Source organism: Aneurinibacillus sp. Ricciae_BoGa-3, from assembly GCF_028421645.1.
Lineage (GTDB): Bacteria > Bacillota > Bacilli > Aneurinibacillales > Aneurinibacillaceae > Aneurinibacillus_B.
The window spans coordinates 38,560-62,792 of record NZ_CP116888.1; the positions used below are offsets into that span (position 1 = coordinate 38,560).

Annotated in this window: 33 protein-coding genes; 4 read left to right on the forward strand and 29 right to left on the reverse strand. The window is 34.4% G+C overall.

Features of this window, described 5'->3' with window-relative positions; all coding sequences use genetic code 11:
* Positions 1 to 217 precede the first annotated feature (217 nt).
* From PP175_RS25465 to PP175_RS25535, 15 genes are all read right to left on the reverse strand, one after another.
* Positions 218 to 673: a hypothetical protein gene (locus PP175_RS25465; protein ID WP_272443914.1), complete on the reverse strand. Its 456-nt coding sequence runs from the start codon at positions 671 to 673 to the stop codon at positions 218 to 220.
* Positions 674 to 814: 141 nt separating this feature from the next.
* A complete protein-coding gene (locus tag PP175_RS25470) occupies positions 815 to 1,180 on the reverse strand; it encodes a hypothetical protein (RefSeq protein ID WP_272443915.1) in 366 nt (121 codons plus the stop codon).
* Between the two features lie 111 nt (positions 1,181 to 1,291).
* Positions 1,292 to 1,837, reverse strand: a complete 546-nt coding sequence (locus PP175_RS25475; protein WP_272443916.1) for a hypothetical protein — start codon at positions 1,835 to 1,837, stop codon at positions 1,292 to 1,294.
* Between the two features lie 226 nt (positions 1,838 to 2,063).
* On the reverse strand, positions 2,064 to 2,381 hold the full coding sequence (locus PP175_RS25480; RefSeq protein ID WP_272443917.1) for a hypothetical protein: 318 nt from the start codon (positions 2,379 to 2,381) through the stop codon (positions 2,064 to 2,066).
* 29 nt (positions 2,382 to 2,410) lie between these two features.
* On the reverse strand, positions 2,411 to 3,016 hold the full coding sequence (locus tag PP175_RS25485) for a hypothetical protein (RefSeq protein ID WP_272443918.1): 606 nt from the start codon (positions 3,014 to 3,016) through the stop codon (positions 2,411 to 2,413).
* A 550-nt stretch (positions 3,017 to 3,566) separates the two neighbouring features.
* Positions 3,567 to 4,436 (reverse strand): hypothetical protein, encoded by an 870-nt coding sequence (locus PP175_RS25490; RefSeq protein WP_272443919.1) that lies wholly within the window; start codon positions 4,434 to 4,436, stop codon positions 3,567 to 3,569.
* 136 nt (positions 4,437 to 4,572) lie between these two features.
* Positions 4,573 to 4,785, reverse strand: coding sequence for a hypothetical protein (locus PP175_RS25495; protein WP_272443920.1), 213 nt, complete (start codon positions 4,783 to 4,785; stop codon positions 4,573 to 4,575).
* A 168-nt stretch (positions 4,786 to 4,953) separates the two neighbouring features.
* Positions 4,954 to 5,238 carry a hypothetical protein gene (locus PP175_RS25500; protein WP_272443921.1) on the reverse strand — a complete coding sequence of 95 codons (285 nt, stop codon included), beginning with the start codon at positions 5,236 to 5,238 and terminating at the stop codon, positions 4,954 to 4,956.
* Between the two features lie 71 nt (positions 5,239 to 5,309).
* Positions 5,310 to 5,507, reverse strand: coding sequence for a hypothetical protein (locus tag PP175_RS25505; protein ID WP_272443922.1), 198 nt, complete (start codon positions 5,505 to 5,507; stop codon positions 5,310 to 5,312).
* 185 nt (positions 5,508 to 5,692) lie between these two features.
* Positions 5,693 to 7,201, reverse strand: coding sequence for a hypothetical protein (locus PP175_RS25510; RefSeq protein ID WP_272443923.1), 1,509 nt, complete (start codon positions 7,199 to 7,201; stop codon positions 5,693 to 5,695).
* A gap of 91 nt (positions 7,202 to 7,292) precedes the next feature.
* On the reverse strand, positions 7,293 to 7,682 hold the full coding sequence (locus PP175_RS25515; protein ID WP_272443924.1) for a zinc-ribbon domain-containing protein: 390 nt from the start codon (positions 7,680 to 7,682) through the stop codon (positions 7,293 to 7,295).
* A gap of 167 nt (positions 7,683 to 7,849) precedes the next feature.
* Positions 7,850 to 8,350 (reverse strand): site-2 protease family protein, encoded by a 501-nt coding sequence (locus PP175_RS25520; RefSeq protein WP_272443925.1) that lies wholly within the window; start codon positions 8,348 to 8,350, stop codon positions 7,850 to 7,852.
* A gap of 238 nt (positions 8,351 to 8,588) precedes the next feature.
* Entirely contained in the window at positions 8,589 to 10,085 is a 1,497-nt protein-coding gene (locus PP175_RS25525; protein WP_272443926.1) for a recombinase family protein, read from the reverse strand.
* Between the two features lie 152 nt (positions 10,086 to 10,237).
* Entirely contained in the window at positions 10,238 to 10,516 is a 279-nt protein-coding gene (locus PP175_RS25530; RefSeq protein ID WP_272443927.1) for a hypothetical protein, read from the reverse strand.
* 481 nt (positions 10,517 to 10,997) lie between these two features.
* Positions 10,998 to 11,987, reverse strand: coding sequence for a Delta(5) desaturase DesA (locus PP175_RS25535; RefSeq protein ID WP_442870500.1), 990 nt, complete (start codon positions 11,985 to 11,987; stop codon positions 10,998 to 11,000).
* Between the two features lie 466 nt (positions 11,988 to 12,453).
* On the opposite strand from PP175_RS25535, the gene PP175_RS25540 reads away from it, so the two are divergent.
* Positions 12,454 to 12,627 (forward strand): hypothetical protein, encoded by a 174-nt coding sequence (locus tag PP175_RS25540; protein ID WP_272443928.1) that lies wholly within the window; start codon positions 12,454 to 12,456, stop codon positions 12,625 to 12,627.
* Positions 12,628 to 12,697: 70 nt separating this feature from the next.
* Here PP175_RS25540 and PP175_RS25545 read toward each other — a convergent pair whose 3' ends face one another.
* Complete coding sequence (locus tag PP175_RS25545) at positions 12,698 to 13,162, reverse strand: hypothetical protein (RefSeq protein ID WP_272443929.1); 465 nt, start codon at positions 13,160 to 13,162, stop codon at positions 12,698 to 12,700.
* Between the two features lie 243 nt (positions 13,163 to 13,405).
* Between PP175_RS25545 and PP175_RS25550 the strand changes: the two genes are divergently transcribed.
* Entirely contained in the window at positions 13,406 to 14,503 is a 1,098-nt protein-coding gene (locus tag PP175_RS25550) for a DUF262 domain-containing protein (protein ID WP_272443930.1), read from the forward strand.
* 179 nt (positions 14,504 to 14,682) lie between these two features.
* Here the strand turns inward: PP175_RS25550 and PP175_RS25555 are convergent, their stop codons facing one another.
* Positions 14,683 to 15,213 (reverse strand): ADP-ribosyltransferase-containing protein, encoded by a 531-nt coding sequence (locus PP175_RS25555; protein ID WP_272443931.1) that lies wholly within the window; start codon positions 15,211 to 15,213, stop codon positions 14,683 to 14,685.
* Between the two features lie 306 nt (positions 15,214 to 15,519).
* Here PP175_RS25555 and PP175_RS25560 point away from each other — a divergent pair, with 306 nt between their 5' ends.
* A complete protein-coding gene (locus PP175_RS25560; protein WP_272443932.1) occupies positions 15,520 to 16,398 on the forward strand; it encodes an RpnC/YadD family protein in 879 nt (292 codons plus the stop codon).
* Between the two features lie 114 nt (positions 16,399 to 16,512).
* On the opposite strand, the gene PP175_RS25565 is transcribed toward PP175_RS25560, so the two are convergent.
* The 9 genes from PP175_RS25565 to PP175_RS25605 all read right to left on the reverse strand — a co-directional run bounded on the left by PP175_RS25565 (position 16,513) and on the right by PP175_RS25605 (position 20,374).
* Positions 16,513 to 16,788, reverse strand: coding sequence for a DUF1294 domain-containing protein (locus PP175_RS25565; RefSeq protein WP_272443933.1), 276 nt, complete (start codon positions 16,786 to 16,788; stop codon positions 16,513 to 16,515).
* A gap of 115 nt (positions 16,789 to 16,903) precedes the next feature.
* The gene (locus PP175_RS25570) at positions 16,904 to 17,173 is read right to left on the reverse strand and encodes a hypothetical protein (RefSeq protein WP_272443934.1); all 270 of its coding nucleotides are present in this window, start codon (positions 17,171 to 17,173) and stop codon (positions 16,904 to 16,906) included.
* An 81-nt stretch (positions 17,174 to 17,254) separates the two neighbouring features.
* Complete coding sequence (locus tag PP175_RS25575; RefSeq protein ID WP_272443935.1) at positions 17,255 to 17,644, reverse strand: DUF7768 domain-containing protein; 390 nt, start codon at positions 17,642 to 17,644, stop codon at positions 17,255 to 17,257.
* Between the two features lie 699 nt (positions 17,645 to 18,343).
* Positions 18,344 to 18,598 (reverse strand): hypothetical protein, encoded by a 255-nt coding sequence (locus tag PP175_RS25580; protein WP_272443936.1) that lies wholly within the window; start codon positions 18,596 to 18,598, stop codon positions 18,344 to 18,346.
* Positions 18,599 to 18,713: 115 nt separating this feature from the next.
* On the reverse strand, positions 18,714 to 19,001 hold the full coding sequence (locus tag PP175_RS25585; protein WP_272443937.1) for a hypothetical protein: 288 nt from the start codon (positions 18,999 to 19,001) through the stop codon (positions 18,714 to 18,716).
* Between the two features lie 16 nt (positions 19,002 to 19,017).
* A complete protein-coding gene (locus PP175_RS25590; RefSeq protein WP_272443938.1) occupies positions 19,018 to 19,266 on the reverse strand; it encodes a hypothetical protein in 249 nt (82 codons plus the stop codon).
* A gap of 63 nt (positions 19,267 to 19,329) precedes the next feature.
* Complete coding sequence (locus PP175_RS25595; protein WP_272443939.1) at positions 19,330 to 19,731, reverse strand: DUF6908 domain-containing protein; 402 nt, start codon at positions 19,729 to 19,731, stop codon at positions 19,330 to 19,332.
* Between the two features lie 208 nt (positions 19,732 to 19,939).
* Positions 19,940 to 20,116, reverse strand: coding sequence for a hypothetical protein (locus tag PP175_RS25600; RefSeq protein WP_272443940.1), 177 nt, complete (start codon positions 20,114 to 20,116; stop codon positions 19,940 to 19,942).
* Between the two features lie 18 nt (positions 20,117 to 20,134).
* Complete coding sequence (locus PP175_RS25605) at positions 20,135 to 20,374, reverse strand: hypothetical protein (RefSeq protein ID WP_272443941.1); 240 nt, start codon at positions 20,372 to 20,374, stop codon at positions 20,135 to 20,137.
* A 189-nt stretch (positions 20,375 to 20,563) separates the two neighbouring features.
* Between PP175_RS25605 and PP175_RS25610 the strand changes: the two genes are divergently transcribed.
* Positions 20,564 to 22,261 (forward strand): methyl-accepting chemotaxis protein, encoded by a 1,698-nt coding sequence (locus tag PP175_RS25610; protein ID WP_272443942.1) that lies wholly within the window; start codon positions 20,564 to 20,566, stop codon positions 22,259 to 22,261.
* 215 nt (positions 22,262 to 22,476) lie between these two features.
* Here PP175_RS25610 and PP175_RS25615 read toward each other — a convergent pair whose 3' ends face one another.
* The 3 genes from PP175_RS25615 to PP175_RS25625 form a co-directional block, all read right to left on the reverse strand.
* Positions 22,477 to 23,259, reverse strand: coding sequence for a DUF4046 domain-containing protein (locus PP175_RS25615; RefSeq protein ID WP_272443943.1), 783 nt, complete (start codon positions 23,257 to 23,259; stop codon positions 22,477 to 22,479).
* A gap of 105 nt (positions 23,260 to 23,364) precedes the next feature.
* Positions 23,365 to 23,862: a site-2 protease family protein gene (locus PP175_RS25620; RefSeq protein WP_272443944.1), complete on the reverse strand. Its 498-nt coding sequence runs from the start codon at positions 23,860 to 23,862 to the stop codon at positions 23,365 to 23,367.
* A 50-nt stretch (positions 23,863 to 23,912) separates the two neighbouring features.
* Entirely contained in the window at positions 23,913 to 24,179 is a 267-nt protein-coding gene (locus tag PP175_RS25625; RefSeq protein WP_272443945.1) for a hypothetical protein, read from the reverse strand.
* Positions 24,180 to 24,233: the final 54 nt, after the last annotated feature.

Genomic DNA, 24,233 nt, shown 5'->3' on the forward strand with positions numbered 1-24,233 from the left:
CTTTTTTAAAGTATAGAAGGTTTGGACTGTCTAAAATACGTTTTTAATTCCGTCTGTCATTTTGTTCATGTATTTCTCTCCTTTTGTCTGCAACCTTGTTTGTTTCCTGTTTATTTGAGTTATCTTGTATTATAGTTAGGGCTGAAAGACTTCACTACACTTGACCATTTTCCCATAAAAAGAACCTTGCCAATTGGTTATAAAATTTCTTTTAATCCTATTCATCTTCATCTGGAATCCCATCGGGAAAATGTCCATCTTCAAATTCCAGTAGTGCAATGCGATTAGGATTCAGTCTTTCTGTTGCAATATAAGTTGGTGTAATGATATAAGACTCGACAGGCTTTATTTCTTTTAAACTCCAACACTCTTTATTATTCAAAGCGTCGTAGACTCCATAGTTATAAACTTCTTCTGGTTGAACAATTTCCTCTTCGTCTAACTCAAACCGATAAACTCGTAATGGTTTATACAAACTTATCTTTTCGTTGTAGACATCTCTATCACGAATATAAGAAATGGCATTCATGCAATCCATAATATCTTCACTGATACATACTCTTTTAATATCACTGTTTCCATGTCCGTGGATTAAATAAGATTCTGGAACTTTAGGTTCAAAAGTGTCGATTATATTTTCAATGTCTCGACTCACATGATAATAGGTTTTCATAGTGACTCCTCTACATCTGGTTTGATTATATTTTCATTGTACATGATAAAATGTCGCCAAATGAAATGGAAAGAAAAAGACCCGTTTTAGCACAGGTCATTTTTCATAATCCAACCTATTCAATTTTCATAATTTGACATCCTATGATACTCTTTCAACAATTATAGATTGCTGAAATTCGTTTGCTAAATTAGCATTGAAAAATCTCACACCATCGATAAAATAGTAAATCTGATTTTCAAACCCCTTTGCTTTGTCCATATCATTCTTTTGTTTAGCCCAATTCCAGAATGCCATATACTCATTAAATTGCTTTTTAATATCGTCATCAGATAAGACAATTTCTCTCTCATAATCTCTAACATGCTTGTTAGTTTCATTATTTTTCACACCAAATGCTTTTCTAATGATTGCAATCTGTACCATTACTCTTAAACTCTGCTCCCTTGTTGCTAAAAATTGAGAATCTAAATCAATTACTTTTTTCATTACCTTTGTATTATTCATTTTCTATTTCCCCCAATTTTAATAGGGTATTCGAATTATATGGTGGAATACCCATAAATTAAAATATTTTAATAAACTATTCCTTAGTCTCATCTACGAAATATGTAGCAACTACCATTCCGTTTTAGCATTATCTAAATATGAATTAAGATTATTTAATTCAGCAACAAATTTAAAATTGGAGATGATAAATTTGTCGAGATAATCCCTTGTGATGCCGTTATATTCATTCATTCCCTTATGAATGTGCATTAGTTCTATAAACGGTTCATATAAGTCTTTATATTTTTCTTCTAAAATCTTTGAAATCGTTGACCAATGTTCACCTATTCTGCAAGGATAAAATGAATTATCGGATATATCAATTACACCACATCTGTTGTCTGTTACTATATTCTTTACATGTTTATAGTAGTCGGTCACTAAACTCGTATCGGCTACTAACTCCATACCTTTTGTCATTCCTTTGCTAATGAACACTTTAATAAAATCCTTGATTTCTCCTTCTTCTAATTCAACCCCATACTCACTTTTGACTTCTTCAAAAATTTTTTCTGCAACCTTTTTTTCATAAATGTCAAAGGCTTCTCTAAGTTGTTCTTCATTTAATCCATGAATAGGTTTTTGTTCCCTTTTGAAAAACTGTGTCGTACTCATTTACCTCTCTCCTTTACTGCACAGTTTGTGTCAATTTCTCACCAGTTTGTTTACCACTATAATTTCAAAGGATTTGTTTCCACTACTCAATCCGAACACCCTTTTAATAAAGACTTATTTTAATTGCCCAGCGTATTCTATATCATTGTTTCATTCATCATATCATTCTATTGCGAATGTTGTTATTTTAGAATTCACTTTCCACTATAAAATCCGACGAGCCTATTTAATTTGCAATTTGAGTAACATATTGTTGAGAAAAGATGCATCCCATTCCTTTTAATTTGTTTTGAATTTTAACTATTTTTTCAGGGCGTACTGACAGCATGCCATAGGAATTTAATCTCCATGCCCATGCATTTTGCTTTCCATCCTTTATATATCCATGTCGTTTGTAGAAAGAAAAAGCATACTCACCAATTGCCCCGCATTGGAACTCAGACATAATTTGGCGTTGCTGTTCCCAAGGCAGTTCCTTACTAATCGAGATATACGTACCTTTATAGTCTCCATTCGTCACTTCAAAAAAGTTACACACTGTCATTTATGTTCATCCTCTCTAAAAATCAGTTTTTACGCCACTTTTTTAATTGGACGAGTCGTTTGCTGTTCACTACGCAAGAATGCCATATAGCCATTTGCCCGTTCTGGATTTGTGAAGTTTGCGACATTTTCTCCTTTAAGAAAGACTGCAGTGGTGTATTCAACAGGCAAATCATGAGGGAATCCATCTTCCCCGCGTTGTTTTACCTCAAAAGTCGGCATTTGGTAGTTCGGTAGCTCCCATAAGACGCTTCCACTCCGAATATCTACCACTTTCACAATGCTATCTGTATAAATAAGTGAACCTCCTGTACTACGCTGTGTGGCAAGTAACATTGGAGCTTTTATTTCTCCATTTGTTACTTCCATTGTACCTATTACATCATTTTCTTCGAGCCAATCTTCTCCTGTTTCAATATCTCCTAAGTGCAAACGGAAGCGTGAATCCAAACTATAAAGACGGTCTAATACTAAAATTAAGCTGTCTGCTGTTTGTTTTGGATACCAAATATCATTGAACACCTTGTATTCCTGATTTTTACCCGTGGACAAAATCTCTACGGTTACAATTCTCATTCCATAAGCACCTGTTGTTTCATTTAATACCTTCGTAAATTTTCTCTTTTCTTTTACCATTAAAAATCTCTCCTTTTTACGTGATAAGCGTATCACCTGATATATAAAATTTGCTTCTTTATTCTATACAGGCATGTACAGTGTTATAAGAGAAGAATGGCAGGATAACCAAGGGCGACATTTTGAGCCAAATAAAAAAGACATGGCGGATTCCCACAATGTCTTTTACTTAATTATTAACAGTTTTTCCATATCTAGAATCTTGAACTCGATTGTGTAATAAATGCTTATTTTGAGGTAATCTTCCTCAACCATCTTATGACGTTGATTGAAATAGGGTAGCAAGATGTTAACCCACTTTTTTAATTCTTCCCATGACATTCTACTTACTTCATCCAAGGTTGGTACATCAATATCTAACCTCAATTACAAAATCACACTCCTACTGTTAGGTTTATAACCGTAACATCGGTAGTTTATAAGCTATTCTGAATCGTTTATCCTTTATAAATATGACAAATGTATAAATGAATATATTGACAGTAGTTAAGTAATACCTCAAAAAAGAACACAGTAAAAAGGCATTGAAATATCCAATGCCTTCTCAATCCTACTCTTTATTCATCTTACTTGGAGCAATTCGATGCCATTTATTAATTCCACTCTCGATATTCTCAATCATCATGGAGAATGACAGATATGCCATGATTTTCAGGTAATCCTCTTGATTCATTTGAAAGCGACTGCCGTAATAAGGAGCTAACTTTCGTTCCCATTCTTTTAGTTCTTCCAGTGACATGTTATCCATTTCATCTAATGACGGTATTTTTATATCTAATTTCATGGTTAACATCCTCTTCTCATTGTTTTGATTCTCTTTTACCTTGTTTGTATTCTGTCCTTTTGCACCCCCTATAAGTTCTCCTTCGCTGTTGATTATCTTGAAGTTCTTTCTTGCCGTCTGAGATTCTTTATGCGTTAAAAGCGATTCAAGAAATGCCAGAGATGGATTGTCACACTGAATTTTCTTCATATCCTTTGCTTTAGTGCGAAAGATAAAAGATTCATTGTAGTTATCACTATGTTCAACCCGTTGCAAAGGCTGGAATACAAAATCTTCCTCGTCCAATTTAACAATAGAAAATCCTTTTGTATTTTGGCTTACGTTACTTAAATATTTTCCATAGATACTATGTTGATAACGGGTTCCTAACGAAAAACCGCTCTTACCGATATCTACTCGTTTGTATTTATAAAGGCTTTCAACTGTCATAACATCTATACAGTCTGTATGTGCTTTGGATACATTTCCAACGAACAAATCGTTTGCATTCGACCTTATAAACTCTTCTAAATACAACGGAACAATTTCGGTGATTTCATAGCTCATACTTAAAGTCAAATACGCTTCCTTAATATTTTCTATCCAAACATTATCCTCAAACAAACTTTGATATTTTTCAGGAACTAAATGTAACATACATATGCACCATCCTTTTTAATTTTTTTACCTATGTTGAAGGCTTCTCTGTCTAGACAAATATTGAGTCGTCGATATTGAACTTTGTATACTTCTCTAATGACCTTAACCGTTTAAGATAATCCTAATAGCCCTTTTAGATAACCATCGTAACCTTTAAATCATCTCCTAAACGACTAATCGGTTCCCCTTCATTGCTTATCGTGTAGAGACGACCATCAACCTCTGCATAGACATCTTCGCTTTCAATGTTTTTATATAAGGTGCGGTTTCCGTAATCTTCAGCGATACATCTTACTTTAATTTCTTCCATGTAAAATCCACCTTTCTTATTTTCGTTCCTTTTCATCAGATAATCGTATCTCCTGCTCTGTTCATTAACGTTATATTTTACACATTTACTGTGCGAACCATTACCCATTGTGCGAAACACTTTTCTTAATATCGGCATGAACACAGTCCAGGATTATGCTATGTAATACTCCATTCATTGAATAGGGTATGCCGTGATTGGCGTTTAATTTTCGTCAGACAAATATTGTTTCAAATATTCCATCTTTCTTATCATTTCTTGCTTTTGAAAGTTGATAATTTGTTGTGCTTGTTCAAAGCTGATGACTTTTTCATGAGCAAGTGCAGACGCCATATCAATATGCGTGGCGTTTTCTAAAAGAGCCTTCGCATAATCCTTGATATATGGAATTTGACCTTTACTTGGAGATAACAGATTGTCAATTTCTTGTTGTTTTTTCCCCGTTTCACGAATTGCGTCGTTCCAAGCAGTAGATGCCTTTTTACTCATGATTTTCTCCCCTTTTTTTATGTTTTCTCGGCGACCCAACGAACTTCAATTTGTTCGTTTCGCTTTTTAAGTCAATGATTTGATAGCATTTTGTAAACCATAATTTTACGTCCAATGGAGTCGGGAAAAACTTCCGTTAATGTGTATCCAATGAGCGTTTCTGGTTTAATCTGATGTCCAGAATTTGCATCTACAAAAACTTGAATAAGTGCTGGAACTGTTGGATGCTGTGCATAATCAACATAAACCTCAAACACGTTGTTTGTCATACGACTCTCCTTTTTACGTGATAAAGCTATCACCTGTTATAAGTATTTCTCTATTTTATACACGCCTGCTTTTACTAATTCCTCTAAACCTATAGACAAGAAAAGGTGTTTTTATAATTTTTAACATTTCTTCCAATTAGAAAACATCACCAAATCTATATTTGGCGACGTTTTTGTTGATTTATTCACATGGCAACTGTTGTACTTTCTTTTATCATTTCTTCGTATTCGGTCTTGAAGTACCATAAGAAACCTTTATATTTATGTCCAGCCCCTCCTTTACACGCTTTTGATATATAATTTGCTCTAAATCCATCAGCAGAATTTAATGAGTGATATTCCTTGTGAAAAGAACCATCAAAATTCAATTGAACAACCGCTTTTTTCTGTTGATTTGTACATTTTTGCAACTCAAATTTTCCATTTTCGTAATCGGCTTTGTAGTACCACAAGTATCCTTTATATGAATGCCCATTTTTTTCGTTTTTTCCACTTTTCCCTTGACATGCAATAGAGATGGATTTCCGATTAAAACCTTCTTTTTCTGCATGTATTATTTTGTCATATTCGTTTACTATCTCACCATTTAAACTTACCTGAAGAATTTTTCTGCTATCAGGATTAAAAATAGCTAATTGTTTATTTTTTAGGGCATCAGCCACATGAATTTTCCCATATTTTTTCAACATTTCTTCGTATTCCGATTTGTAAAACCACAAATATCCAGCATAAAAATGTCCGATTTTATAATATTCTCCTTTGCAAGCACTTGAAATTGAATGGTAATTAAATCCATTTACCAACGAGCAACTTTCATACTCTTTATAAAATGTACCATCCGTTTCTAATTGGACTACAGCCACTCGCCTTTCTGGTATAATTAATTTTGTATCTTCTGGTTTTATCAACAATCCTCTAAATATACATGCCCTAATTGCTCCTTCCGTACATCCATTCCCCAATTTTTTCGCAATTTGATGATGTGTATATTTTTTCAAATTTAGCAATTTCTGAGCTTTATCTATATCCCAACACCTATCAATAACTGTCATATACCCTTTTGGCTTTATGAGAAAGCCTCTTCTAACTGCGTCTTGTATACAATGTGGTTTTATATCGAGTACCTTTGCAATTTCTTGATAACTCAAATGTTGATTTAATAGTTCTTGAGCTTGTTTGATATCCCATCTACGTGTTGTATCTTTTGAAACATCGACATAATTAGGGATTTCTTCTATCCAAGGAAAAAGAAATTGAATTGCTTTTAAAGGGGTATAATTTCTATGGTCTATAGCAAGATAGTTACACTTTTTATTTTCAATTGCATATTTCATTTTTTTATAATCATCTTCTTTTGATTCTTCATCATCATGATAAGCTGACTGAAATTCAAAAACGGTATTGATTTCTGGAACGTATGCATCGTATGCACTAACTCCACCATTTTTTCCACGAAAACCTAAATCATATTCAAATTTTGTTTGAGGATAATAATGTTTCAATACCTGTTTAACAACTTTAGCCATTAATGATTCTCTGACAGAAACACAACATTCTTTACACATATACGTTCCTTCTAAAATGCTTCCTGGTGCTACATCCCAATCACCATGACAAATCGAACATATATGCAATATTTTTTTTGCTCCACCTTGATAACGCTCCCCTTCTTTTACTTTAACGAACCCACCCATTTCTTTAAGTCTTTGAATATATGTTTCATGCGATAACTTTCTTTTTCTACCAATTTCTTTAACATTACAAGATTTACATTTTTTTGCTAAGTTATTTATTAAACGAACAGCATGTATATCTCGATTTACTCCAGTCGCACAATACAGCATACTTGTTTGGAGAATTGTTTTTGCTTATATCTAAAACTTTCCAAGCTCCAAAAATGTCTCCGACTTTAATATCTTTCCATTTTTTCTTCAGACGTTTTTTGTCTGTTTTTCTTGCACAAACAGGGCATCCCTTTTTAGCAACAGTTCTACTATCTATACGAGTTTTCCATGAATGATTACAATCTTTGTTTTTACATTTCCAATAAACTTCTTTATTACTGGCATAGCTTACATCATCAGGAGTTAAATCACCATTTCTCTCCATATCCCATTCTTGTGCGATAACTGGATGTGTCATCGATAATCTGTTTGCGTCTTTTATTTTTAACATTTTTATATCTCCAAATTACCAATTTTGTAAATTAAATTTTACATCTTATATTATGTATTATATGGCCTATATGTGCTTATATCAATATTTTTGTTACCGCGTTATACCAATCCCACCACCATCAAAACATAAAAAAGAACCAACCGAAGTTGATTCCTTTCTAAGAACTAACCAGCTATTTGACTGTTCTTTGATTCTTTCATTCTCACCCAATAATCTTTCGCTTGATAAGCGTCTGTCCCTTCTTTCCCTTTATGAATGAGTGTGTTTATTGGATTTATTATCGTTAATGTCCCATACATTCCCCAAAACGTAAAATATCCAACATGATAATGCCACATCATTAAGAAAGTGCAGATGCCAATAACAAAATTAAAACCCATTCCAGCCAAACAAATGAATAATCTTTCTCCATTTGTCAATTGATGGTGAGGTGTATCATCCCAATGACAAACCCCATCCCAAAACTGAACGCCAAATGAAAATTTCCCAAAACTTAATAATGGTCTGCCCCTGCCGAATTCAATTCTGTCTACCTTGCCTCCACAAAACCATACTGCCAATGCGTGTCCCATCTCATGTGAACACACATAGCAATACAGAGCAAAGAGCGAAATTCCTAACAAAACAACATAAAACATGATGTCGCCATCCAAAAATAGAGCCATAGAAACTCCTCCTGTTATATAAAAAGATATTTGATTATATGTATCTCTCTATATATTTACAAACACCACTACTTTATTATCTTCCTATTTATTGAAACAACAAAAAAAGAGAGAAGTTTCACTACTCTCCTGAAAATGTAATATTTTAATACTGTTACGCCAAATTCCTGGAATAGGCTAAGAAAATTGGAATGTATGAAGGTTCGTTATTCCATTCACTTTCACGGCATCTATATGTCTATCGAAAATTTATGTTTACAGTAATCATTCCGTCATCATCTTTTGTGTAATAAATTTTATTAATTATGCTCTTCAAAAAGATATTCTTAGACTTATTATCGTTTAAGTTTTCAAACTCAGAATAAGCTTCTTGTAATGATTTCACTTCTGGTCTTTTTTCACACCTTTTTTCTAATTCAACAATTTCATTTTGTAATGCTTGAATCTGTTCCTCCCTTATTCGCTTTCTTTCCAAAAATCTTTCTTTGCTTATTTCCCCATCTTCCCTCTGCTCTTGTAGAATATTAATCGCTTCCTCATGCTTAGTTATCGCATCATATTTGTCTTTTATAGAGCTTCTAAGCACAATTAACTCACTTTCTAATACATCATACTTCTCGTTTAATCGTTTATCTTCTATTTTGTTTATTTCTTGAAAGACAGTCTTAATGATTTCGTTTACGTTTGTGCCTGGATTACCACACCTATTTCCAAGTTCGTCCGACTTCTGGCATTTCTTTACGTATTCAATGTCGTTTTGTCCATTATATGTAAACTGCATGGAGTGACCACATTTCGCACAATAAACCAAACCGCTTAATGTAAACGCACCTCTCCTCGATGCTCTTGGAATTACCCTTCTTTTAGCAAACAACTCCAATATTCTATTGTGTTCTTCCAGGGTCTTAATTGCTTCATGTTTCCCGTCTATTACTATCCATTCATCCTGCGGAAAAACCTTTAACGCTTTGGTTTTTTTATTTTTATGTCCGCTTCCCTTTTGTTTTGCAAATACTATCTTTCCTAAATGCGTTTGGTCATATAATAAACGATAAACAGCAGTTGAAGTCCACGATTTCCCACCTGGACTTTGATGTCCTAATTTATTCAACTCCCAAGCAATCTGTTCGGCTGTATATCCGTTTAAGGCTCTACCTTTTATTAAGTTATATATTTCACGCTTGCTTTCATCCACTTCAATACTATGTTTATCACGATTATAAAAATAAGGAAATGGTGGTTTTCCATTCGTCCATTCTCCTCGTTTTGCTCCTAGTATTTTTCCTCTACGTAATCGCTTAGAAATTTGTTTATACTCTACTCTCGCCAAGAATTTTTTAATGTCTAATTGAAATTCATCTTCATCGTTTTCCAAATCAAACACTTTTTCAGGTGTTATAATTAACACTTCATTATCTCTTAATATCCTTTCAATTTTACCCCAGTCTTCATCGTTGCCTCTTCCCAATCTTTCTATTTCAACCACAGCAACAGCATCATAAAGTCCTTGTTGAATTTCTTCCAACATTTCTAAAAAAATGGGTCTGTCATCTACGCTGTTACTTGTCCCGATTTCAGCAAACTCCTTATATCTATAGCCATATGCCTCACATATTTCAGTTAATGCAAGTCTATGATTATCCAAGTCTAAGTCTACATCACCTCTACTTTTTCTTAAATAGATTGCCACATCTTTAATGAGATAACCTTTTTCTAGACCTATCATATTTGGCATATACTTCCTCCCATTTGATTTAATGGAATTAGTATATCACAGAAAAAATTGCCAGATGATGTTTAGCAAAAAGCGAACCCATTCTTATTTTGAAAAGAAAAAATATCCTGCACATATATTGCGCAGGATATTTTTGAGAATTTTATTCATTCTTAAGGAACATAAACCACCCATTCTGATGATGGTGTAACGATAATTTTATTGTGACCCACCTCTAGTTTTAGAAGATAGTCTTCTAAATCCTCTATCTTGCAAAAATCCAGTCCACTAGAAACAGCGGATTGAACATCTAATAACCCGATATGTCCGTTTTCTTTTTTGTAAATCAAATAACGGGTTGAGTATCTGCTTGTCCCTTTTTCTTTCCACTGAATAATATCCCGTAACTCCAAGTTTTCCTTTTCTCTAAACATGGTTACAAATTGATTCATTTGAATTCCTCCCTAATGAATTTGTCACCAAAGACCACTATTTTATTATGAATACTTCATTGTACTCGCTTCCGTTATTTTTATTAGAACTCGTAACAATAATAATAAAAAGCTGACAATCGTGTCAGTTTTTCGATTTGAAACTATTGAAGTTGGAATTCAAACATGCCTTGATTCTTAGGGGTAATCGGATTATATAGTGGATTCTCCTTATATTTATGGAATATTTTCTATACTCTTTGACAATATTGATTACCAGGATTTAAAGGTGAAATCGGGTTTTTCACCACAATGTGATTTTTGTTATCAAACGGGTTGCTTTTTCTGTAAACCACGTCGCCCACTTGGAAGAGATTCGAAATAATAACTATGCTGTCCATTTCTCGTACTATGAAGAACAAGCTTTTGAAATAAAAAAAGCACCAAAATCCTTTTCGGACTTGGTGCTTTCGATAGAGAGTGAACTTTATTCCATACAAAGTTATAATGGCAACTCTCTAAAACTGATGAATTTTTTATTCCGTTCATCCCATAGGCTCAACTTAACTGACTGTAAACTTCTTGCTAGTGTCACCGTCTCAGCTTGCTGAAAGTCTGGATTTTCTTCATGGGCTTTCTTCAAATTATAATTTGGAATTCGTGAACTCAAATGATGGATATGGTGAAATCCGATGTTTCCTGTCAACCACTGAAAAACTAGCGGGAGATTATAAAAAGAACTGCCCTGCATGGCGGCTCTCACATACGTCCAGTCTTTATCTCTTTCAAAGTACGTATCCTCAAACGTATGTTGGATAAAAAACAGCCAAACACCAATCGCTCCAGAGACGAAAAAGATAGGAACTTCGACTAAAAGGAAGGACTTCCAACCGATTAACCAGCATAGGAAGACAACAAGAATTGTGAGGATAATATTCCTTAAATACGTATTCAACCGTTCTTTCAGTTTTGCACCTCTTCGATTAAACCGATATTGAATCAGGAACACCAAGGCAGGACCTATTCCCAACATGAGGATTGGATGGTGGTATAGTCGATATAATATCTTCTTATAACCATGAGCTTTTTGATATTCATCAATCGTCCAAATCCATAAATCCCCGATACCTCGCTTATCCAAATTGGAACTGGTCGCATGATGAATATTGTGCTCCATTGCCCATTTCTGATAGGGAAAGAAAACCAATATTCCCGTGAGTGTTCCTACAATATTATTGGCTACTCGACTTTTAAAAAACGATTTGTGACAACAGTCGTGAAAAATAATGAAGGCTCTTATTAAAAAGAAACCCGCTATGACTGAAAGTAAAAGAGTCAACCAGTACGATACGGATAAACAGAAATAGGCTCCAACCCACAATGCAAAAAACGGAACCAATGTGTTTATCATTTGCCAGATACTCTTCATGTGGTGCGGTATTTCATATTGTTTAATAACTTTTCGCCATTCTTGTTCTGCTTGCTTAGACACTCTTCTGAAATTCCCCTTTTTTTCTTATAAATTTTGCTAGAGAGGTATTTACATTACCTCTTGGGCATCACGATTAGCAAGAATTCTGGATTAACCGCTTTGAACTCAACCTTACACCGAAGGCAAATTATACCCTGCTTCTACCCTCTCACTGTATACCATCTTCATTCTTTTGTACTTGGTAATTATTTACTCAAAACTTCTCAAATCATGGATTTAACTGTCTCAACTCCACTCCTCTTTTAAGATTTTATAAAAGAAATATACCACATATATTGACTATTGTCATTATGATATAATTAAAACGACAATAGTCAAAGATAACATATATTTCTTGGGAAATTCAAGTTCGGTTTAACGAAGCTTGGTGAGAATTAACTCGATTGTTATGAGTTTCAGAGAAGGACATATCATAAATAAACGTAACAGATAAGGTGTTCATTTTAGAACATGGGAGGTCTTAAGTATGACAACAAGTGAGCTTCATAATAAAAAAGAAGAACAAGAGTTGTGTACGGTTTGCGGAAAGGAGAAGAGTGTTTATTTAGCCTATGGGCATGAATTATGCAAAAGTTGTTATTACACGATTAATAATGGCATGAATGAGGCATTAAGACGAATGCAAGATGAAGAGGCATAGATTCAATCTATGACTTTTTTAGCAATAAAAAAGCCTCCGTATATGAACGGAAGCTCATTGATAGCTATTTTTATTGAAATGCTTCCTTAAGAATATTTGTAAATGCAGATTGGTTGAATTCAGTACTGTTTCTTACGGTTTGTCCATTTTTTACGAGTCTCCAACCACTATCCGTCAGAACAACATAATAATCAGGATTATCCATTCTGGTATTGTTTAAATAGATATCAATTCTTCCTTTTACTCCCATGAAATTTGCTCCAACAGGTTCTATACGAATAGCTTTACCATATTTTGTTTGTAAACCAAGAGCATCTACCTGGTATGTACCTATCTGGTATTCTTGAAGAGAATTTTTATATTTGTTTTCTTTTAACAAACCCTGTTTTACTTCATTTTTAATCCAATTATTAATGGTGTCAAAAAATATCGATACTTCGTTTAAATAATTTTCTTTAACCTTCATCCAGTTTACTTGTTCTTCATTCGCTTTACTCTCTTTTTGTTTTAGAAAATCACTTAAATCTTCACTCATATAGTAATCCCCCTTATACAAAAATAAAACAGATGGATACTTATGTAAGTATATAGTAAAAATTACCGTCATTCAAGATGGCATTACATACAAACAAACTCGTCCATTCATCTTCTTTCAGCCCTACTTGTTTACGTTTATTTCCTTCTCTCTTTATTAAATCAAAGCAAAAGGCATATAATATAAAAATTTTTTATAAAACAGGCGTTTAATCAACATATTTTACTTAGGAGTGATTTGATAATGGAAACAGCAATGATGACAACAGGTACAGAAATGAAAGAAGAAGAAATTCGTATTATTGTTCCTCAACCTGGTATGAAATGGGGATTTTTCACCATCGATGTAAGTAGAGATGAAATGAGCGTAGCACAATTTATGAATCGTTTGGAAGTGTTTAAATTCAATGACCCGATTCAACGCAACTGTGTATGGCCCATCATCAAAAAATCTCTATTAATTGTTTCGATTCTAGAAGAAGTTTCTATTGGGGAGATTAAAACAGAAATTGTTCGTCACAATAAGAAGAAATTCAGAAACGTATTGGATGGAAAACAGCGTTTAACTACAATTCGAGACTATATTCGGGGTCGCTTTGCTTTGGTAAATGCCTTTGTTCGTTGTTTTGATGCAGACGGAAATCAAGTAAAGATAGATATTAGTGGAATGTCCTTTGATGACCTGCCTCAGCATTTCCAAGAGCGTATTATGGCTTTGATTTTAGATATTAAGAGCTATGATGACCTTGATGAAAAAATGAAAGCTGAATTGTTCCAACGCTGGAATAATGGAGAAATTCTCAAACCTTCTCAATTACGGAAATCAAAAATGTCGTATGAATTACTCTTTGGAATTGCGTCACTTAAAGAACTGGAAGTTTTTAATGCAGGATTCAGTGAAAGTGCCGTGAATAATGACACTCATTCTGATATGTTGTTAAAAGCATTATCTGTATTAAAAACAGACAACAATACAGGATTAGATAATAACACCCTCAATCGTTTTCTCGATGAAAAGAGTTTTACAGCGGAAAATATCGAGGAATTGAAAGAGCTTGGTCACTATCTAAACGAAACATACAAATTGTTAGAAGAAAAAGCGGTTAAAAAATCCTTTGGGGCATCCAAAACCGTAACGCTTTTATATGTAGCAAGAAAAGCAAAAGAAGAGAACCGTTCCTATGAAGAATTTGCGAATTGGATTGAATCTTTCTTTGTGAAAGACTACAAGAAAAGCGGATACGCTACTACTTCTGGTACTGCGAAATTAGATTCCGTAAAACGAAGAAATAGTATTGGAATGGAACACTATACCACTTATTTTTCTAAACTAGTAGCTTAACAAAAAAGAGGCATCTTGTTTTTACAATAATGGGTTCTCTTTTGAGGTGCAAAATGTAAAAAAACAGGTTAAATAATATGCAAAAAAACATGGCAATTCGCATATGAATTCGCCATGTTTTTTTGCATTTTCTCAGAAATCTCTGTGTATTATCGATATAATAGATACCTACCTTCTTTTTACGCTATGTTTAATGTGTTCACATCAACCATTTCAATAATGTCATTAGTTAATGCAATATAGATTCGCTGACCGTTCCCCCATTCAGCATCTACTATAATACTGTCATAACCTAACATTTGATAGACCAAGGATAAACTGGTTTCCATATCTCCACATGTGTTCGCAATACCAGAAATCATGTCTACATCATTATCACTTTGTTCATATTCCCCACGAACTGCTTCATTCAATACCTTTTCCAGACCTTCATAGTCTTTGTCTCCCCAATTGGATAGGTATTCTGTTTCTTTATCCAGAGCTAACAGGTATTTCTTCAACTGTTGACGTGTAATGGTTTTCTTTTCACTGCTAAGTGATTTCTTTCCATTAAACTCCACCGTATACAAATATCCATTTTCTCCATAGCCTGATGCAATACTCATACTATCCGTAAAATAAAATCCTTTTCCTTCACTTGTTCCATTTAAACCAATTTTGCTGTAATCAAACGTATCAAAAAATTCTTTTGAACCATGAAATACTATCATTTTCCTCTCCCTTTTTACATCTTTCCTAAGTAATTTTTTCAAATAGAAATCCGTTTTCAAATAAATGACCATATATCATATGCGAATCCTTCTCTAAACAATCGAACAAAAAAAAGACCACTTCTCTAATGAAGTGGTAAATCATATTCAGACTCATTTTCTATTTTTTATAGTCTTTTTGATAAAACAGGTTTTTTACTTATCTAAGGGAGGAATGTTAATTGAATTGTTCTTTGAGTAAAATATAAAAGAAATATAAGAAAGGAGTTCAAAAGAACAGCAATAGTATAATTTGGAGATGATAATTTGAAACAGGATGGCATGGAAATACATCGTAATGGAATGGATATTGTACAACGATTAATGGCACAAAAAATGGTTGGACAAGTTCCATTAAAGGCTCTATCCTATGAATCATCAAAAGTTAAGGAAGTATTGCCAACAGAGATACTAAATGTCTCAACAAAAGATGACCAAGCAGATACGCTCTACTTATTAGAAGACGACACATTTCTTCATGTTGAGTATCAAACAACAGTTAAGAAACATGATTCTTTTCGATTTGCAGGATATGTAATGGGTTTGTATAATAAGTATAAGGATGATAAACGTATCTCAAAATTCACTTTTAATACTGTAGTGATTTATGCTCCTCATATTCGAAGGGGTACTGTTAATTCTTTGTTTGATATAGGAGCTATACAATATCGGTTTACTCCTATTTTTCTAAATGAAGTTCATCAACAAAAGTCATATATAGAAATCATTGATAAAATTCGCCTTAATCCAAACGTCGAATTAACTGAAGAAGAAAAAATGATTATTCTATATCGCCCTCTTTTCAATAAGAATAAGGAAGATATTGAGAGGGATACTATCCTTGTTGTTAAAGATATACAAGAAATGGCTGATGAATTGGAAAAAGCAAAATTAACTGGCACTCTTTTTGTACTCGTTAAAAAATATTTAAGTGATAGCGGTCAAAAAAGGATATGGGAGGTATTAAAAGAGATGGATATTATCAAAGAGGAAATGGAAGGAATTATTAAAAAAAACCTGGAAGAGCTTTTGATTTTAGCCCTTAAAAGTGGGGATTTTCAAACAGCCATTAAACAATTAGTAAAAGAAGGGAAATTGAATCAAGCTGAAGTAGAAGAGATTTATCGAAAAGCTGAAGAAAATTAAGTTATTCATTCAAATAGGATAACAAAAAAGGAGAGAAATCGCTCACGTTTTCTCTTCTTTTTTTGTTTTACCCATTATAAATGAAAAGAGAAGGAAGCCTCTTTTTCCTTTTCCTTAATGAGACAGTTTGATAAATAGAAAAATCATAAGTACAATTTCAACAATAGCGGCAGTTGGAAATCCTACTTTAAACGGTGATTTATTGTTTTTATGGTGGAACCAACGCATGCCCAAAGTCGTTCCGCATGCTCCGCCTACAAGGGCAATTCTCCACAATGTTTTCTCTGGAATACGGTACTGCCCCCGTTTGGCTTTTTCTTTATCCGCATACATCACATACAAGCCCATTAAATTGATAATAACAAGATAAAAAACGAGTAATTTTACCATGTTTCCTCCCCTTCCTTTCTTTATTCACATTTTTGGTTCTCGGTTATTAACCTTATATGTACTTTAGTGAAATAAATAAAAAGGAGCGCAGTTGACTACGCTCTCTCCTAATCCTTCATTGTTGTGATAACCGTTCAATTTGTGATTCAACTTTAAACACTCGCTTATTAAGTGCCTGTATATCAAAATCACGTTCATCCAGCTTCTCATTGATTTGTTGAAGCATGGCTTTGATATCTTTTGGTTGGTCAGATTCCATACGAAGCATAGTATTTTCTAATCGCTCTAACTTATCATTTGTTTCTTTTTTAAAGGTGTTGAATTCCTCTTTAAATTCAACTATCGTATTCAAGATAATGTCAAGTTTTTTATCGATGTCGCTCATTACAATCCCTCGCTTTATAGCTGGATTATTCTTATGTTATTATACCATAACGAATACCGTTCATTCTGTATGTTATCAGACCTAAACGTGAACTTTTAAATATTTTTCCTCACACTCTTTTATTGTTATGCGACCAGCAAATTCAGGTAAACTACGAAACTGAAGCGGGCGACCTTCAATTATAGCCCGTTGAATCCCATATTCCATTCCCCGACTAATTCCTTTGTCGATGTAAACCACCGTTTTTTCAGCGACTTTCCCCCAGGCTAATCCTGCATCAATCCCATGTTGTCTTTCTTCAGGGATATTGTCATCTAAAATCCCCTCTTGTGTATAAAGAAGATGGGATGCGATAGAAGCTTCACCCCGTAACAAGCTATCCCTTACTGCCATACGTGCATACTGGATATTTCCTTCAACATCCCCTGCAAATGGACTTTCTACAATAACTAATTTCTGATTGGTTGCCATCAATTTTCCACCTTTATTCGGATTGTTTTTACATGAATAAGTAAGAACAAATCTTACCTTTTTCATTAAAACTCTTATATATTATGCAGTTTGATTTCAAACAACACTAAGAAGAAATGGTTCTGTTGGGATTTATATGGACAAAAAATACACAGGATGCAGTTCTATATGTGGTTTTTGTTGAACAAGAAGGGGAAATTGACCCATTGGATACCTTTTATAAAGGACATGAGGCAGAAGCAATTGCGTTCTTAAAATAGACCATGTTGGAACAGACTCCGATTTTTCAAGAAAATACGGAAGACTAAGAACCTTCATTATGGGAGAGGTTAGACTGTACAGACGAAGATACTGTCTATGTTATCAATGCCCAGGGAACAGAAAAAGGGATTGTTACTACAGACTTCGATGAATGTTGCGAAGTTGAAAGTTGTAGAGGTACGGTTCTCTATGTAAAGTGGGATATTGGTGATGTTACTGAATATTGTACACATAGTATGAATGCTCTAACAGAAAATGTTTGGCAAAATAATTGGAAACTAAATAAAAAGAAAAAGAAGAGGCATTAACGCTCTTCTTTTTTAATATCTTAGAGACCGACAAAATAAAAGCGGTCTCTTTCTTTTTCTGTGTTCGGATTTTAGGGTTGAAAGCTGTGATTCAATTTCCAACTGATGAAACAAAATATTCATACGGTGCTTATCGCCCATACAGGTTTTGACGAACGAATTCCAATTCGCTTTCTTTGAACGGGCATGGCGTTTGGTTTGAAATATAGCTTTGCTCTCCGTCAATCGGAAACGCATAAGGGAATTTGATTGTGACCTCTAATCCAATTAAATCGGGATAACCTCCGACTACCTTGCATGTATCTCCCGCCCGAAACTTTGTCCATGTGCGAGAAAGTTCCTCTTCGACTTCTGCTATTCGTTCAGGGTTTTCGTAAAGCGGCATTTATTTCACCTCATGTTCTTCTGTATTCATTAAGCTTCTTTCTACCATTTTCTTGTTAAAATGGATTTTTTAATTTTCATTTCAACTGAATAAACCGAATAGCCCTTTTTCTCATTTAATTTCGAACCAAATTCTCTTCCTTGATGAATGCCAATAAACTTTCTTGGTACACTTCATCCATATAAGCGTCTGTCTCGAATCCATCTTCAAATCTTACCTTGAACATCGGTGCAACAACTAAATCCACTTCTCCTTCAACCAATGAACGAACAATCGTAAACTTTTTGCCATTGTATTGGGTTAAGTCGGATTGATTCGTAACAAAACCTTCACGCTTATGGTTTTCGATATCCTGAAGGGTCAGTTGTTTGCCGATGATTCCATAAATCGCATTTGCTTGCATATTGTATGCCTCCTATTTATTTTGCTACTATTCCTTTGTTCATTAACTCGATACGTTTATCGTCAGGATAATAAATCCAACGTCTATCGTTGCTATCACATTCTTCTTTTCTATTGAGACAGCGAAAAACAAGATACGCTCCACGCATACCCTTTTCATCCAATTGCACAATGCTTTCACCCGTGTAATACATTTTGTCTTTCTTACAATCAGGACAAACAAGGCTTTCTGGAATGATACCTCTTAGCAATTTAACTTCGCTCATTTTAATCACCCTCTATTTTTTATGGGAGTTGCTTTAGTTGATACGGTCATTTGATGTTCCTCCCTATTCTAAGTAGTAGGCTTTCCATTCTGTTGCACAGTTCGTCGCAAACGACCTAACATCTTTAAAAGCACTTGGATAATAGCGATATTGCTCGTTCACCAAAAGACCGACGGTTCTATCATCAAGTACCTGCTCTAAGCGAATCGGAAACCATTTATCCTCACCATACTCAGTCTCTTCACGATACTCAAAAACGAAAATAGGGTCAGAAATCAAATCTCCATTTTGTTTGCGATAGTAGCCGACAAAAATGGTGTTGCCCGTTTTCTCGATTACGAAGTCCAAAAAGTGTGGTCTTTGTACCTTGATTGTTACGTTGCTTGAAGCATAAAAATCTTTCAAGCTGATATGACCATGTTTTACAATTATTTTTTCTACTGTACTACGAAAACGTTTAAACATATATTGTTCCCCCTATTAGAATGAGATGTTATCTACCTTTTTTATATAAACTGCTATTATGATATGCATTTACAAAAGAAAAATCAGTGTATGCAAATTGAGAGCACATTCAAGGGAGGATGGAGTTCGATACTTATATGCCATACATAAAGAAAAGAATGACGATTTTACTCACCATTCTTTTTAGGTTACAAACGGGTTTATGAAATTATCTTGCTATTTGTTTGCGTTTAAAGATATTAAATTTCTCTGCAGATTCCATTTTTGGATGATGGTCTTTGTAACAATCCATACAATAGCCTTCTTTTTCTTCCATCTCAAATTGAGTAAGTTTCACTTGGCACGCATTGTTCTTGCATCGTTTTTCGAGTAATTGTATCGCCATTCGCTTCATTACACCCCTTTAATTTCCTAACACGAATTCATAACTAGAATGGGTTTGATATTGTATATCGGTAAGCAAGAAACATTCGGTAACCATGTTACTCTGCTCCTGTGTTCCAACTAACATTTGCGTAACAAGATATCGTGGATATTTCTCGATAATCTTTACTTCTATTAACTCTGATGTTTTACGTTTCCGTAATCCTATTCTGTTTCCGACTTGTAAATTTTCAATAAGTTCCATACTTCCGCCTCTCATACTCAATAAGTCCTTTTTTCTATATCGACATAATAAGCCAAATGGATTAGCAGAAAGCGTTATCAACCTTGATAAGTTTTATTTTTTGTCACATTATATAAAATATGTGTCGATTTTTGTTGACTAAAGTCTAAACATATCCTAAAATCGACCTATCAAAAAAACAAAAACATAAACAGGAGTAGAAAAATGCATAAATTAAGAAACATGAAAATTGGAATGCAAATCAATCTGATTGTGGTTGCGATTATGTTGATTCTTTCCGCAGTTTTAGGTTATGTCGTACTCAATGAAGTTTCAAAAGGAGTAAAGGCATCAGGTATTGAAAAAGCAAAAGGTGATGTAAAACTAGCTCAAATGATAATGGATGCTAAATTTCCTGGTGACTGGAATAATCAGAATAATCAACTGTACAAAGGGTCAACAAAAATCAGCGGTAATGATGATATTGTTGATGCTATTAATAAAATAACAGGAGACAACTTTAGTATTGTTTTAGGCAATGTTCGAGTAGCAACCAGTGTTTACCAAGATGGAAAACGAATAGAAGGTTCGCAGGTATCACAAAACGTTGTAGACCTTGCTGAAACACAAGGACAGAGTTATTTTGGGGAAGCGGTTGTAGCGGGTAAGACAGTTCAAACCGCTTATATTCCGATTAAAGATGCAACAGGTAAACCAATTGGTCTTCTGTATATCGGGGCATCTGATGAGCTTGTATCTTCCACAATCAATAACATCTTAAAAGTATTTATTACAGTTCTTATTATTCTCGTTATTGCATCGGTTGGTTTAGTCATGCTCTATACTAGACGGCTAAGAAAGAGACTTAATCATGTATCTAATGCCTTGACTGAAGCAGGAAAAGGCGATTTTACAATTGAACTTAAAGATGACGCAAAAGATGAAGTGGGAAAACTAGCTAATGATTTCAACAACATGAGAAACCAGCTTGCTCAGTTAATTGAACAGGTGGGAGAAAACTCCGAACAGTTAAGTGCCTACTCTAGTCAACTTCATGCAAGTGCAGAACAAACAAGCAAAGCTACCGAAGATATTAGCAATACGATTCAGGAGCTTGCAGACGGAACCGAGAAACAATTCTCAAGCATTGAGGAAACATCTGATATTGTTAAACGTGTATCCGAAGTTGTTGAATTAATTGATACCCATACCAGTGTTGCTTTTACCAAATCAGAAAAAACAGCGAATAAAGCTGATAATGGAAAAGGCTCTGTAAAGTCTGCCGTTGAACAAATTGAATCCATTGATACAACCGTAAATCGGTTAGCAGAAATGATTAAAGGTCTAGGCGAACGTTCCCTTCAAATTGGCAACATTGTAGAAATGATAACCGATATTTCAAATCAGACCAATTTATTGGCTCTCAATGCCGCCATCGAAGCGGCTCGTGCAGGTGAACATGGACGTGGATTTGCCGTTGTTGCCGATGAAGTTCGTAAACTAGCTGAACAATCCAAAGACTCCGCTAATCAAATTACAGAATTAGTAAACGCTACACAACAGGAAACAAATGAAGCAGTTGAGTCAATGGAGCATGTATTAGGAGAAGTCAAACAAGGAATGCAAGCAGTCAATGGAGCGGGAGATTCTTTCTATGAAATTGATAAAATGGTACACGAGGTTGGTGAGTTAATTCAATCAGTCGCATCTTCCTCTACTGAACTATCTCATGGAACCAAGCGTATTGTTGAATCGTTCCAAACTATTGAGGAAGTTGCACAACAAGCATCGGCTGGAACACAAAATGTGTCTGCGGCTACGCAAGAACAATTGGCTTCAATGGAAGAAATCACATCTTCTTCTGAAACATTATCGAACATGGCTGAAACCCTTCAAACAACCATTCAGCGTTTCAAAATTTAAGTTACCGAGACCTCTCTTTCCGAGAGGTTCTTTTTTGTTTAAGTGGTTTAAAAAAAGAGGCGTTTTTTACGCCTCTTTACCACTTCCATTCAAATCTTTCGTTCACGGTCTAGTAATTTTTATCTATAAGTATTGAAAATTTATTGCACAAAAAAGAGCGTACCCACTACGCTCTCGATTCTAAATCTCTATTTATATACCAAACGCTATCACTTTCAGTAGGGATGTAGCTTAATCTTTTGCAAATGCTCTTCATCTGGATAGGCGTCTGAAACGGCTTGACTAGGGTTTTCTGGATATAGAGCAGTAAGCATGTTGATTAGCCCGTGTTGAACAAAAGTGGCAATCGTTAAGTGATACGGAATCTCCCAAGCGATGTCGAGCTTTAACTTTTGCTCGATTAGCCATTTCGTTGCCTCTTTTGCTCTTTGCTTGTTCCAGTCATTTACCCGATGCTTTTTCAGTTCCCATACCTTGTACCGATTGGGATAGGCTGTATCCAATACAGAAAAGATAGAATCATTATGTAGTTTGAGCAAGGATGTCATCCCATTTTCGGTCAATAATGCTCTGCTAAACTTCTCTTTTATCTCTTCCTCTGTCCATTTCAATCGATTCTCTATCAAATCTCTTATCGCAACGATGCCCGCTTCTTTATCCCATTTTTTTACGGGTTTTTTGTCCTGAAAATCTTCTTTACTATACCGATTTGGATAGACACAATCGATAACCAAAAATACGGAACCATGAAATGCGGAGAGTAACCCGCTTAATTTATATTCAGCAAAGAAATCCACATTTAATTTTTTTTTAACATCCTCTTCATTCCAACGAAATAGTTCTTCGAGGACATACGTCATTATTGCTTTTGTGTGGTAATAAAGATGCGGTCGAACCCAAAATCGTATTGGAAACCGTTTAAGTTCTTTACGTAAGACCATCTGATAGATTTCAACAGGGGATTTTTCAACCATGCTGGCTTCTGCAGGTATTGCCATTCGTCATCACCTCTACCTTTTTTCATCATTTTCTCCTATTGTCTATTTTTTCATACGTGACATATAAAAAAGCTCTTTTTAAAAAGAGCTTTTTAAAGAAATCTATTATGATTTGACTCCATTTTGGAATAACGTTTTAATCAAATACCCATCTGTTCCTAGTTTTTTTACTGGTATATAATTAACCAAATTCAACATAGCGACCAATACAAATGCTTCTACAAAATGAAACGGCTTTAGTTCCTTCATTTCAAGTAAAATCGAGTGAAAATCGACCGATGAAAACAATAGTATTACAGCCACTAAAGTTGGCAACGCTCCCGCTATCAATATAAAAAATTTTTGTATATTGTTTATGTGTGGAGCAGAAGCATCCCAATTCACTTCGCCGTGATAAAACTTGACGCCAATCGATAACTTTTTGAATCGAATAATTTCTCTTCCCATTCCAATACTTATCTTATTAATTTTGCCTTTAAATAAAGCAATGACGAAAGCATGTCCCATTTCATGTATAGTAATGACAAAGAGACAGGATACAATCAATCTTGACCAGTCAGTTGAAATTAATAAAGCTCCTGTCTTTAAAAAGTCAAATAACATATATTCCCACCCTTTATATTTATGTCTTTAGCTTGCATTATACTTTTTTCTTACTCACACTTAAGACGTGTCCCATTCTTTTGACTTAATTTGAAACCTACGGCAACACCATCCATAAAGTTTTGGGCGGTAGCATAATCTTCAAATTCCTTAACTGTCTGGTTGTTATAGACAACCGCATAACGCTCTGCCCAATCTAGTTTGCAAAAGAATTTGTATAGGCTGACTCCGTCTACATCATAGAGAACCGTCCATTTTTCTGAATAATAATCAGTTGTAAACTGTTCTTGCCCCATATAATCTGTACGAATGACCATGATATTTCTTCCTTCCCGTTGTCAATTTTAAAAAGAAGAGAACAATAAAATTGC